9 protein-coding genes and 1 pseudogene are annotated in these 13,521 nt (G+C 55.8%); 3 read left to right on the plus strand and 7 right to left on the minus strand.

All coding sequences use genetic code 11. The features are described from left to right. Positions 1-584 precede the first annotated feature (584 nt). A complete protein-coding gene (locus ABH945_RS34530) occupies positions 585-1,922 on the plus strand; it encodes a hypothetical protein (RefSeq protein ID WP_429253634.1) in 1,338 nt (445 codons plus the stop codon). A gap of 17 nt (positions 1,923-1,939) precedes the next feature. After that, positions 1,940-2,851, plus strand: coding sequence for a restriction endonuclease (locus ABH945_RS34535; protein WP_429253635.1), 912 nt, complete (start codon positions 1,940-1,942; stop codon positions 2,849-2,851). A gap of 52 nt (positions 2,852-2,903) precedes the next feature. Here the strand turns inward: ABH945_RS34535 and ABH945_RS34540 are convergent. Further along, positions 2,904-3,510: pseudogene (locus ABH945_RS34540) on the minus strand (ISKra4-like element ISBusp5 family transposase); the annotation flags it as partial. 194 nt (positions 3,511-3,704) lie between these two features. On the opposite strand from ABH945_RS34540, the gene ABH945_RS34545 reads away from it, so the two are divergent. Then, positions 3,705-5,042, plus strand: a complete 1,338-nt coding sequence (locus ABH945_RS34545; RefSeq protein ID WP_429253636.1) for a hypothetical protein — start codon at positions 3,705-3,707, stop codon at positions 5,040-5,042. A 231-nt stretch (positions 5,043-5,273) separates the two neighbouring features. On the opposite strand, the gene ABH945_RS34550 is transcribed toward ABH945_RS34545, so the two are convergent. The 6 genes from ABH945_RS34550 to ABH945_RS34575 form a co-directional block, all read right to left on the minus strand. Next, positions 5,274-7,295 (minus strand): DUF3732 domain-containing protein, encoded by a 2,022-nt coding sequence (locus ABH945_RS34550; RefSeq protein WP_429253637.1) that lies wholly within the window; start codon positions 7,293-7,295, stop codon positions 5,274-5,276. Continuing rightward, positions 7,292-7,774, minus strand: coding sequence for a three component ABC system middle component (locus ABH945_RS34555; RefSeq protein WP_429253638.1), 483 nt, complete (start codon positions 7,772-7,774; stop codon positions 7,292-7,294). Before ABH945_RS34555 ends, ABH945_RS34550 begins: the two co-directional genes overlap by 4 nt. After that, on the minus strand, positions 7,771-8,997 hold the full coding sequence (locus ABH945_RS34560) for an ABC-three component system protein (RefSeq protein ID WP_429253639.1): 1,227 nt from the start codon (positions 8,995-8,997) through the stop codon (positions 7,771-7,773). The genes ABH945_RS34555 and ABH945_RS34560 overlap by 4 nt, the downstream gene beginning before the upstream one ends. Before the next feature lie 331 nt (positions 8,998-9,328). Beyond that, positions 9,329-10,858: a UvrD-helicase domain-containing protein gene (locus ABH945_RS34565; RefSeq protein WP_429253640.1), complete on the minus strand. Its 1,530-nt coding sequence runs from the start codon at positions 10,856-10,858 to the stop codon at positions 9,329-9,331. Then, positions 10,855-12,615, minus strand: coding sequence for an ATP-dependent nuclease (locus ABH945_RS34570; RefSeq protein WP_429253641.1), 1,761 nt, complete (start codon positions 12,613-12,615; stop codon positions 10,855-10,857). The genes ABH945_RS34565 and ABH945_RS34570 overlap by 4 nt, the downstream gene beginning before the upstream one ends. Before the next feature lie 86 nt (positions 12,616-12,701). Continuing rightward, positions 12,702-13,337: an SLATT domain-containing protein gene (locus ABH945_RS34575; protein ID WP_429253642.1), complete on the minus strand. Its 636-nt coding sequence runs from the start codon at positions 13,335-13,337 to the stop codon at positions 12,702-12,704. Positions 13,338-13,521 lie beyond the last annotated feature (184 nt).

Raw genomic sequence — 13,521 nt, forward strand, 5'->3', positions numbered from 1 at the left:
TTACTCGACGAGATACACACGATTTTGTGGTCAATCAGCCACCGCTTCGTGTCTGATAGTAGTACCAGGTATTTAAAGTTATCGGATCGTGCCCATAAAATTAAGGCACATGTCGCTCATCGAGTGCCGTGGGCACGCCGCAGTATGAACGACTCAAAACCTCTCAAAACGTCGACCATGTGTATCGGCCTGCTAGCGGATTTCATGGTCTAGGACGAACGCGAGTTGACGAATTTAATTCGCACTAACGCGAAGTGACGAATTTACTTCGCAGAGAAACGAATTAAATTCGTCAACTCAGACGCTCGCGCGCTTTCCCGGCGGAAGTTCGACAGTGACGACATTACTTCACTCTACGGCTACGTCCATCAAGCAACACTTCGCTATGACAACTTGAACGGCGAGCGTCGGCAATGGTCGACAAGCGAGCTTTCGCCAATGATCAAGAACAGCTGAATTATGGAGTAGACCAACGTTTGAATGTTACTTCGCCTGAGTTCAAGATCTCCACGTGGCGTGCGCCTCCGCCTCTCACCTATAATCCGTAAATTGCAAGTGATTTCAACGGCGGAGAGCCCCACTATATGAGTCAGCCACACGGGCGATATCCGGGACCTCGGGACAAGGGCGTGCGTCCAACGCGCCAGCCCTCAACGACATCCCACCGACAGAACAAACCGTACGTAAAATCTCCTTCCGCGCGCGATGCGGCCCAGACGGCATCCATTTTCAAAACGCGTTCATTCAAATGGTTGGTAGATACAGTGGGCGCAGAGAACATCGCGCTCGGCCTCGACTCGAACCTGTCGCGCGTGGCCGAACTGATCAACGGCGAGAGATTCACGCCCGAGACGGCCTTTCATATTGAAACCACGCTTGGACTGCCCGACGGCTTTTTCGATCAGCCTAACCCTGCCCTCCCATCAGAAACCATAAGTCGTCTGAAGGCGCCGCTCGACTTCATCCGCGCCAGTGTCGAACCCGAAGCGGCGGACGAGCATGTACCTTCAACGCTTGCGAACCCTCGCACGCTTGCTGACCGTTTGCCCAAGGAGCCGGAAATGCCCAAGAAAACTGATGGCGGCTCGCCACAGACCATCGCGAAGAACAAACCTGCCGCAGATAGGTCAGTTACAGCGCCTTCGCCGAAAGCGGCATCGACGAAAACCAAGGCACCCGTGAAGCGCGGTGCTCAGCAGTCACTGCCACTGAACGACGAGGCGGCGCTGCAAAACATCCGTCGCGCCAACCTCCACGTCCTCACCTCACGCAAGGGATCGAAAGTCCGGCTCGCCGTGGTGGTTGAGATCAGTGCGTCGAATCTGGACAACCGTCTGTATGGCCAGAAGCGCATGGACGACACCGAAGCGCAACGCTTCACTGAACGCCTCGGCCTGCCCTCTGGCTGGCTCGACGTTCCGCGCGCGGTCACGGACGTTCCTGAGTCCGTGTCGGCTCTGCTCGATCCGCAATCGGGTCGGCCTGCGTCTGCTCAACAGGCGTCGCTCGCGACGGAACCGGGAATGGTGGTGGCGCGAAAGGCCGCGAACAGGAACGCGAAAACTGCGAGCACCCCGCCCGTTCAATCGTTTGGGGCCGAGCAACATAGCGGCGACGCTGCTGCAAAGGATGTCGCAGAACAACAAGATGCGACGCCCGCATCGGTTTCCGATCTGGTGATCATTCAACCTGCCGACAACGCAGTCCCGGCGTCCGCTTCCCAACCGCAACCTGTATCAGCGGCCTTCACCGAAATTGTCGCGGAGCCGCGCCGGTCTGCGGCTGTGACCAGCCTCGACGATCTGATCGGTATCGCACCGATCGCAGAGGCGCTGATCAAGACGCTCGCCGGTAAAGCGCGTACTGGACGGCTGGACGAAGTGAAAGCGCTGGCACTGTTACAGCAGATCGTTGCACTCTGATTTCAATCAGCTGTTGAGTGGGACACTACGATATCGGCTGCAATGGATGGGCCTGCCTTCGTTATCCGTTCCTCGGCCTGAGTCAGATCGTGCCAAAGCGTTGCCCAACAGTCCCGCTGACAAATGTGGACAGGACATTACAACTTTCACAGAAAATAATTATGGCTTGGCAGAAGAACAACGGCAGTGATTTTGAGAGCTATGTTCAATACGTCTATAGCACTCTGCTTAATTTGCGAGGGGAAAAGGTCCAGGTGTCACGGCGGACAACATTTCGCTTGCCTGGCGGAGACAGTTACGAGGTCGACGTCTACTATGAATTTCACAAGGCAGGCATACGACATCGAGTTGCAATTGAATGCAAGGACTGGAGCCGGCCGATTGATCAAGGAAAAATTCTCGAGTTCCATCAAAAAATTAAGAATATCGGAAACGACGTTGTGGGCGTTGTTATTTCTAGATCTGGCTTTCAATCTGGCGTCAGCACCGTCGCGGCACGACACAACGTTTTGTTACTTACCGCCGATGATCTGCCATCCCTAGCCCACCTGGTAGGTCGACAGCTTATTAGCAATGCCTTGCACGAGCCTGGATTACTGGGCGAGCCGTTTTGGGTAATAGCCAAACGCGGCGGATACCCCGACGGATTGAGCGATGGGACATACTATGCGGCACAATTCGAGGAGGGGATAACGATTCCCCTGTTTATATCTAAAAGTTATGCGGATCTTTATCTGAAAAATCTTAGGGACCGCAGTTTGTGGGATGTGTTTGGCATGCCGCAGTACAAGTTCAAGGTGTTTTTGAATCTAGTGAAACTAGGACGCCCTCGCCTGGCTACTGTACTAACCCCTCCTGACTCGAACGGTGCAGTCTACGCTAGTGCTGTAACAGTTGAGGAACTCGAACGAGATTTCGTTATTTCTTAGGCACGGAACCCTCGACAAAGCCAGTGGAGATCCGCCTTTCCACGCGTTGTCACGTGCGATTGTCGATCAGCGACTCACATTACTCTTAGGGTACTTGACCGCATTGGACAGGGCACAACTCGCTTTCCTGACCTGTCTGCTACCCGCCCGGGTCTCGATGCTCACGCAGATCATGGAGGTGAGCGAGATCAGTTGCAGATTCCTGCCACTCCACTGCATTTCCGATCCACACATAATGTCGGAGGTGGACAAACAGATCTTGCAGATCGAATGCTGATCTATTCTTGGTGAATCGTCCATATGCCAATGGTGCTATAGCCCGATCAACGCGACGCACGAGCCGTCCAATATGTGCCCGATCCAATCCCAGTCGTTATCGCATGGAAGGTCTTCGGCGACGTCAGCCAAGTCCCGATGTCGATCCGTCAACACGACCACTTCATCGATCGTTGCATCCACTGTCCTCAAGGAATCGAATCATCTCCTTATCCAGCTTGGTGCGCGGCATGGCTGAAGCCCGTACGCGTGGCGGATATGGAAATGGCCTAAGGCAGCTACGACAACTGCGATCTACCCGAATAGTTTCTAGCTTCCGCGCGATTCTGCTTGCCCGAACCTTTGCGTTGTCACCGTGCACGGCGGACATAGCCGACGTCAATGGGATGGAATACTGGGAAGCTGCTTCCGCAAGCGATATTCGCATGTCAACTAGCCCAATCTCGTTCGTCGTCGAATCAACCCTCACCTATTTTCGTCCGCTCTCTGTCACTGCTGACGGCAACAACAGTTGTTTGCTTTCGAGGCGTTACAATGCGTTTAAAAGAGGCCCAGTTCATCCCATATCCAGAAAAGCATGCAAATTTCCGTTGGTGCCGACGTAATGAATACTCCTATCAGGCTAGAAGACGTTTTTGGTGTTACATCCCGACCGATTCGCTCCTATGTAGAGCGGAACGACATTGATAGCCGTTTCCGTGAGGCGCTCAGGTCGGGGAAACAGATTGTCGTGTATGGCTCGTCCAAGCAAGGAAAGACTGCTCTAGTATCCAAACACCTCCCGTACGACGACAACCTTCTCGTGAGTCTTACCCCGAAGACCCAGTTGATTGATATTTATCAGCGCATCCTCAATGCAGCTGGGGTCCGACTGGTGGCTGGGGCGACAGAAAAGAGCAATACTGACGCAAGCGTTGGAATAGGCACCCGGTTCAAGGCGATGATTCCGATTTTTGGTTCTGCCGAAGCCGAAGCCAAAGGCGAGTTTAAGACGGGGTCGGGCAAAGAGGTTCGGTACGATGAAATACCGATCAATCTTGAGTTGCCTCAGTCTGTGGCTGACCTGCTTGATAAAGTTGGATGCTCGAAATTCGTCATTCTCGAAAATTTCCACTATCTAAACGATGAAATCCAGCGGCAGTTTGCCTTCGACTTGAGGGCTTTTCAGGAACTTGGTGTGCGATTCGTGATCCTCGGAGTCTGGCGGGAAAAGAATCGAATGGCACAATTTAACGGTGATCTACTGGACAGAATTATTGAGGTCCCTGTCGAACCTTGGCGAGACTCTGATTTTCTCGAAGTGGTGGCGCGCGGATCCACCGTACTTAATATCGAGATATACAGTCACATCGTCCAAGGCGCGATCGAAGCTTCCTTCTCAAGCATCGGCGTTTTTCAAGAGTTGTTAAAGGCGATCTGCATCGAGGCGGGAGCAATGCATCCGCAAACACGACTGAGAAAAGTAATCTCTGATTCTACTTTCTTGGCAAAAGCCATCGAAACAAAGACGCACGATTACGCGTCTCGTCACCAACGGGCCCTCGAAGCCATAGCGGCCGGACATACGACCGGAGGTGCAAAAGGCGATCTACAACCACTTTACCTTCCCTACTATCTTGTACAGGTAGTACTGAAGCAAGGTTTTTCCGGTATATCAAATGGTATGCATCGCAGTACGTTGCACGACGGGATCAAGGAGATGCATCACCGGGGCGACGATGTTCGGTCGTCAGACATGACCAATCTGCTCGACGGTCTCGCCAACTTGCAGGCCGCGAAGTTCATTTCTCCACCGATCATTGACTTCGACAAACAGAACCGGATGCTTCAGGTCGTCGACTCGACCTTCTACTTTTTTATAAAACACGTGGACCTGGCGGAAGTCGCCGACGCAATCCCCAACCCTCTTCAGTGACGCGAAGGGCCATTGCAACGCGCCCCGCGGGCGTGTCACGCAGCATTAGATTGATCCACAGGCCTAACAGCGCTGAGCTTACGCTTAGCGGTAGTGGACGGAATCTTGTCAACCCGACGCTGGTCCAAACTGTACAGGAACACCGACCGGGACGATGGCCATGGAATTGCATTGGGCCCGACGCCGCGGCTCGTCCACGACAAGTCCGACACGCCACGGAGTCCAGGTGCCCTATGCTTGGCGCCGTTTCCAATTTCGCGGAATCAATCCCTTGCCGGAAGCGTGGGTCCATCGCTCCTTGGTTGCCTTGACGTAGCGAGCATCTGACGGGAAGTAGGCGTGCTCAAGCAGCAAAACTTGAAGACCGCTGCGCGCCTCAACCTCTTTGAATAGAAAGTCGATATGCTGGCGCATCGCTTCATAGTCTTCGTCGCCGGCTTTCACTAGTATCTCATCCGGGCGCTCATCCTCACCGATGTCCTCCCCTTCGGCGTCGTCTTCTTCATCCAACTCTTCGAAATCGCGGCTTTGATTTGGGAAGTAGGGGCGACTAAGCTGATCCAGCACAATTACGCCCGGAACGGGTCGGTGCTCATTCTCAAAGTGCCGCTGCATTCCAAAGGCTAGCGCCACGTGGACGGCCAGCCAGTTCTGATCGGATCCAAGGTCGGCCATTGAAAGAACTGCCCCATCCTGACCAGCCTCAATGACGCTCACCTGAGGCTCACGAGCCGAGAAGACCAGTACAGCATCAACGCACGGCTCGACCTTTGGCAACTTGGAGAAGACCTCAGATGCGTACCTAGATACAGCATCCTCGGAGTAGCGCATCCGGACCCTGCGATTGTCCGCGTCGATTTTCGCTTCGAGGTCAGCGATCTCATCCCGCTGACCTGACAAGTCCTTGGTTGGCCGAAGCAGCTGATCGTCAATTGTCTCCAGGAAATACGAAACCTTGCCGCGGAAGAACGACTGAACTTGAGCCAGGTCGGCGAACTGCCTCGCTTCGGCGATCTGACCAAGAACAGAGACCACATTGGCGTCCAGCTCCCGGAGAAGGCCGCTCAGCTCTTCCACGCGGCTGTTCAAAGCAGCGGCAGCTTCACTGATCTGTGGCCGCAGTCGCGCCACCGCGCTCGTCTCAGCACGAATCGTTTCCAGTGATCGTTTGATCGCGCTCGCCATGGCAGTACCGGCGACGGTGTGTGACTCGCATACCGGACAGGTGCTCGGAACATCGAGCAAGTGCAGATGTTCAGCGATAAGAAGCTTCTGGTGCTGGATAGTCACCGCGGTCTGGTATTCCTTGGACTCCTGCTCGGTCACCTGCATCGCTCTCAGCTTGCGCTTGGTCTGGTTCAACTCCCTCAAGGTCGACTGACGTCGCGCCTGCAGCGCATCAAGTTGGTCAGCGCCCGGGTACTGTAGAGGTACAGCTGTCGGCGCGGCCGCGCGCCGCAACAAGCTCACCAGCATGGCCTCATCGGCAGCCTCGGGCGGTCGTTCAATCAATCCGAGTTGCTGGGCTTCTCCAAGCAGGACGCGCGATCTCTGTCTCATCACGCTGTCTTTGGCGATGCGCGCCTCTTCGCGTGCAATGTCTATTTCCAGCGCCCTGCGAGCTTGTCTGAGGCGCCTCTCGGCTGAAGCAGTCTGCCCAGTCACCGCGCCTAAAAAATAGGGCATTGTCGCGACAATTTTCGGGGCCTTCCGGTTGTCGTCCAATCCGTGTAGTAGCACCGTCTCACTGTCAATGACTTCCTTGGTGACGAAAACGTACGGAGTGAACTGCCGCACCGATGGCCGATCCGGCGACTCTTTCCCGGGCTGTTCCGTCTCTGTCATCGACATGGACTCAATCCCGAATGCTGCGCCGAGCCGGGCCTTGCTGGCGGCAACGCTTCCCCTCCCTTCGAATTCATCCACGGACTTCGGGACGGTCAGGTTTCTGCCAGTGGTCACGTACATGTAGGCGTTCGGCGCCTTGCCAACCAACGGGACCTGGCGACAAGAAATCATCTCGTCTTCCCCTCTGACCCACTTCACGCCCACTGCCAGGCAGCGCCGTCTCACGTAGACAGGCAACTGACACCTGGACGAGCCCAAACAGTAGTCGAGCGCCTTGATGACAGCGGATTTGCCAGTTCCTGAAGCGCCGGTGATAACGTTCACACGATCTGCGTCAAGCTCAATTATGCGGAAAGCGCCTTCTTCGCCGATGAAGAAGATACTCCCGATGTTCCATCGCTTCATACCGATACTCCTAACGCTTCCAAAACAGCTCTTGGGGATCCCATCCCGGCCATCCAAATTCCGAGCAGGCGAGCTCGTTTCAATGCGCTCGAAGCCACCCCACCTGATATTGCGGCAGGCAAGTTCTCCAGCAACGACTCCAGGTTGCCATCGGCTGTGAGTCGGAGTGCACCACCGATGCAACCAAAGCGAATCGCTGCCGACGTGATATCAAGCGTCAGATTCACCTTCTTGGCGAGATCAACCGTGACCTTCGGATTTCGGCTCAGCCAAACGGGAAGTCCAGTCTCTTTGTTGCACTTTTCAAAAGTAAGCGCCAAGTCCTCCGATACTGCGATCGGCACAATCAGGTAGATCAGAGCGCTGACTGGCGATCGCCCCGCCGGATGTGCCAACCGGTAGGCCGAGCAAAATTGGGCGAAAACGGCACTACATAACGCGGGATTTGTCTCTGCGAATACGTCACGTGCTGCAATCACGGTTTCTCCGCAAGCAAAGTCTTGAAGTCAGGATGCCAGCCGACGGTTTGCTCGATCGCCAAGACCTGATAGCTACCCCGAACGTAATAGTTAGCGCTCCAGTTCTGGGCGAACGAAGTGACTTGCGTAGAGGCTTGATAGTAAGACCATTTGAATATCTCCAAACCCGCTGCCCGCTTGATGTCATCGGAAGAGGTTTCGTTGTCCTCCGCCATCGCGCCGTGCTTGACGCTCCACTCGTCCACCAGTAGCTGGTCATAAAGCGTGATACGGATAGCCATATCGACACGTTCAGTGATCCATTTGTGCCGCTGCGATCTGGCTCTCCATTCCTCCCGTTCCGCGGCTTGAATTTCAGTCTTCGAACAGTTGACGAGCTGAAGTTGCCTTGTAATCATCGACGGCGGCGTGTGATCGTCGGGCGGGCGAACGAACAGGAAGTCGGCTAGAAGCTCATCGCGGTCTAGCTGTCCAGCAATCTCAATCAACTGTTGCTGGACCTCGAGCATCGATATAGCTCGCTCCCGGTTCCCGCAAAACGAGTGAATCACCTGCAAGTCCCACCATTCAATCAGCCTTTGCGTGATGGTCTGCCGCTGGTCGGGAGGAAAGCTCTTCAGTTCTTGAGCAATATCCTTGGGAATGCCGGTGATATTGCTCACGCCAGGCCGGATGGTGACCCTTAAGAGAAGTTTCTGCCGCACATCGCTGTCGAGCTTCATGAAGGCAGCACAACACTCCACGCGCATTGCATGAGGAAGTGGCGTCGTTCCATCAGCTTTCGCCGCAGCATGTTCATCAACGACGCGCTGCGCTTCTGCTTCCAGCAGCGTGCGGAGATGGTCTCGAGAGGCAGCGGCGTCCAGGAGCGGCTCAAGAGGACTGCCTGCGGTAAGCGGCGCCACAGTCACCAGCTGGAAATGTGTCTCCGCGAGGCTGATCTTTGGCAGCACATCAATCCACGCCTTCAAGGTTTTCCATAAAGGCAGTGAGCCTATCGTCACTGTAGCCGGATTCTGACTCAATGAATGTTTAAGCTGCGCCAGGAGCGGCTGGCCATTCGCAAAGATCTCGACGTCATCCAGTCGTTCCAGGCACACCGCCGCATCGTCATCAGACGCCCTGACGATGCATAGCAGGCCATAAAGCGACTGGTAGTAAAAACCCAAGGCCGCGTCGACGGCAGAGTGGCTACCGTTCCCGACTTTCTTTGAAGAATCCAAGTCTTCCCCTTTTCCGCATATTTTTGGCGCAGATTTCTGTCAATTGGCGACCAGACAACTAATATTTTTTGCGTTTTGAACTGTAGCAAACTCTGAGATAAAAAAAGAGCGGAGTCGTCTTCGGCAAGTGATAGCCACCGGGTGCAGACGTGCGCTGCGACTCCGAACTACGCCTGCGATCGCGAAGCCGTGTACCCACTACCGCGCTATGCCTTGCATCGCAACACTGGCGCCTTCCCTTCGCGAAACCTGTCTGAACGAAAACCTGTTCGTCCTTCCGCAACCGAGCGAGGTTTTCGTCGCTGAAGAAGTTGCTCATGTACTCGGGCTCTCAAGGCAACTTGAAAAGAGGACTCGGGCAGGATGTGGACACCACCAGCGTCAGACTCTTCCTGGCCCTGCTGAGCGCGACATACAACTTGGACTTCGCGTACAGGGTCGACGTGAACTGCGCCGTGTCACAGGCCATCAACATTGCGTGATCACACTCCAGACCCTTCGCCTTATGAATGCTGCTGAGCACCTTTTGGGGTGGCGACAGGCGGGAGTACGAGCGCATGCGCGACACTTCAGCAAAGCCTTCATCGGCCCCCTCGAACTGGCCAATACGGACGGCATCCCGGAGTTCAGAACGATGGTCGATTTTCACCGTGTCAAACCCCGAAGCGGCCTCTTTCACCAGATCGCTTATTTTGGAAAGTGCTTTCGAGACCCCTGAGTGCGTCGGATCATTCAGGAGACAACGCGCAATCGCCTGTATGTGGGCCGGCTTTCCGGTGGTGGGACGAACTGCGCCAGCGCGTATCTCCTGGATCAGTCTGTCGCCATGGCTCGACGGATTGAATCCGACGGCGACGCTGCCCATAAAGGTAATCACCCCCTGTGCCATCGCCTCCGCATTTCCATGCCCGTCACGCAACGTTTGCACCAGTGCGCCCAGCGCCTCCCGTGTATGTCCCTCCCAGATCGGTACCGTTCGTCTCCAGAAAGCCCGGAGTGCGGTCACCAAGTCGTTCTGTGACGCCAGGATCATCATCTGCGGATTGCTCCTGAGCACTTTGTCTATCGGAGCCCTGTGCTCTTTGGACAGCTGGTACCCAGTACGCGTCCGGGAGATATCGTTCCCTTCCAGCACCCTTACCGAAGGAGGCAGATTGTCTGCGAGATCGATTGGAGTGCCCTGCTCCAGACTCTGCCGAGCCTTGATAACCCATGCGCCCAACCGGAGGCATCCCCCTTCCCAGCGATGTGGAGTGATCAATCTCTCGCTGGCGCCCGACGTTTTCAGCGCCTCCCAGCGTGCACGGTCTTCAAGTACCGCCTTGTTGCTTTTGGCACCGTAGATACGCTGCATTAGATCGCCAAAGATCCGGACCTTTGCGCCGGCCGACAACAGGGACATCACGACACCGTGCTGGTCGACACTGGAATCCTGGTGCTCATCACAGATAATGACGGGATAACGACATGCAAGCGCGCGTGCCACCATGGGCTGAACGCGAAGAAATCCCGAAACCTTGGCCGCCATGATCTCGAAACCCTCGCCACCATTTCGCCACGCCCACGCCGTCAGATCCCGGGGTAGATTTAATGGCTGGTGGTAAGCCAACGCGATTTGCGCAATCAAGGCATCAATGGTCTTGATCTCCACACGTGAGCCTGCAGCCCTCGTGCGGTCCGCGAAAACGGAGCACGCGGCGTGGGTGTGCGTCAGGATCAGCAGGCGACCATCGCCAAGGCTTTTTACGACCTCCTGCGCATAAGATGCGCCCTGGTACGTTTTGCCACAGCCGGCGGCGGCTTCAATGATCACCAGCGGTTCGCGCGACCGCAGAAGTCTGGCGACGGCCTCGTCGCTCATAGATCGAGCTTTCCCAAAGCGGGCAGCCCCACAGATATCAGCACCGAATTGACGAGCGGAAGCAGTTTCTTCTCCACGTCGACCCAAGCCCCCAGCGCGACCATCTTCTCGGCAAGCTCGCGCCCGCCGGCAGTGGACTTGAACCATTGCTGCGAATGCTTCTTCCAGGCCTTCTCCTGCCCCGAAGGAGCGCCATCTTTGTTGCCCGTAGCGGCCGAGATGATCAGGGCTCGCCAACTCTTCCCCGCAACAATCAATGCGGCATCGATCGCCTCCGGCGTCTTTTCCTGGATACCAAGCCGATCAGCCAATGTTCGAAGGCGATAGCCATCCAGTTCTCCATCGCGGTCCCTGAGCAGTTCAAGAAGCATAGCCTCCGGAACAGCCCCAAGCACGTGATCTTCCGTGCAACCATCTGGCCATTGATACAGCCGCTGCCCGAGCTTCGTCTTGAGATTCTTCCAGCGTAGTGGCGCACTACCTTCATCGTCTACCAGGCCAGCGAACAGCAAACCGGAAGAGGCAAGTGTCTCCAACAGATCCAGCGCGGCCTCGTTGCCTTGGCCATCGCATACGCGGACGCCGTAATCGAGCGGACTGCCCCCGAAAGCCTTCTCGAGCAGATACTGCAAAAAGCCCACCTCGGTGGGACCCTCCGCGATAACGGCAACGCGCGATAGAAATGTCTCGGGATCCCGCTTCTGCTGCGAACGAATCTTGTCTCCAGGCAGTGAGCCAATGGCTCCGCGGCTGTCGAGATACCAGAGGTGTCCATTCGTCGCGCACGAGATGGCGACGGGACTGTGAGTGGTCAGAAATATCTGGCCGTGCTGTTCGGTCAGGATGTTGATCAGCTTGCGCAGACGGTAAGGTTCCAGTCCACGCTCGATCTCGTCGATGAGTGTGACACTTGCCTCCTTGTCCGTCGACGAAGCGATTTCCAGCGCGGCCATCCTGCGAGTACCGGCTCCCCAACTGCTCAGGGGTAGAGCAACACCATTCCTGGTCGCCAACAAGCCAATCAATGCGCCGATGGACAGCCCCTGGCTGGTCGTAAGGCCGAGTGTCAATTCACTGGGAAGCGCTGCATCTGCCATGCGCTTGTCCAGCGCCTCAATCGCCTCCTTGCCTTTCTCGTTCAGTGCTTCGTCAAGGTCAAGGTCCGACACCCGCTTCCCGATTCTGGCCCGTAAGGCACTGTCAGCCAGCAAGCGGTCGAGAGCCGAGCCGTAGACCAGACGCAAATCGCGATCATTGCGCTCGTCGGCACTCATTCGCACCATGCCAATCCTCCGGCGAACCGCTGTGGAAAAATGATTGAACTCACCATTGGGCTGGACGATTTCCCACGCAAGCTCCAGATCCGCGGTCCCTCTCACACGCACGCGATACACCGGCTCGCTGACATCTGGCGTATCTTCACCTCCCTCGGCGGATGGAGTGAGGGCGTCCTCGCCATTCCATGCCCACGGCCATGCGAAAGTATTTTGTGTCCCGATCGCAGTAGCATCGGGTAGCGTCATAACGGCCTCGATCAGAAACTCCTTCGTGCTGTCTCGGGCCCAGTAATCTGCCTCTGAGGTGACCACGCTATTCGATGGAGCAAGCAGCAACGCGATCGCTTCCAAGACTGTAGTCTTTCCAACATCGCCTCCGCCAAGAATGACATTCATACCTTCTGCCGGTAGCCAAGTCAGGGACTGGATACCCCTGAAGCGCTGGATGAACAGCTTGCGGATTCGTGCATTCGAAACCATTGTCTCCCTCAGTTCCAAAACGTAGCCTATAGCCAGAGGCAATCATCGGACCGACGAGTCTATGACGAAACCGTTGGACTTCCCCGCTACCCGCGAAAAAGTAACCAGTTCTCTACGCACAGGCTCCCAATCACAAGCCAGAGAACGATGAAGTACCAGACGGTTGATACGTACCAGGCAAAAATCACGCGCAGATAAGCTGCCGTCGACATCGGGGGCTTCCCGTCAATGGCCAGTTCCTTTGCAGACCGCTTCTCGCCAAGGAAAAGTCGGTAGTCGCGGGGGGAATGGTTGGTAGTGCAGCGTGACTTGATCTGCTCGTATTCAATTGCGAACCGTTCCACCTCACCCTGACCCAGTAGATTTCCAGTGAGATGTGCGGCGAGCCGGATATCGATCCCCCTCGTTAATGCTGTCAGATCCTCGGCGTTACGGTGTAGCTCATCAGCTCGCAGCGCGTTTCCCCGTCCTGCTTCGAGCAGACTGACGGCCAACAGAAACGCGCCCAGAAAGACGCCAAGAACAGTCCCGAACTTATCGGCTGGCGAATCCGAAATAAAGTACACCTTCTGGACAATGGTCAGTCCGATTGTAATAACAGCGAAGAGTGCTTGGCTGGCGGTAGAAAAGGTATCGCGGAGCGTAAGTCGTCGTGCAGCGTTGTAACGTGACCCTGCCGTTTTCCAGATCGTGAGGTTCAGGCTGCGCAGTGCGTCGTTCATTGTTGGTAGTTGCAGGGCGCGACGCCCATAAAATCAGGAAATATCCACTCGCACGACAACGACTAGCGTCCGTGCGAGGTTCCCACCATCGGGATCGATCTCGTCGAAATGGAGCACTTCCGCCCACCTCCGGTAGAAGATGAGGTATCGCCGCAGCGATAGGCGTCGCGCGTGGTGAGTATAG

The organism is Paraburkholderia sp. GAS333 (assembly GCF_050435665.1).
Taxonomy (GTDB): domain Bacteria; phylum Pseudomonadota; class Gammaproteobacteria; order Burkholderiales; family Burkholderiaceae; genus Paraburkholderia; species Paraburkholderia fungorum_A.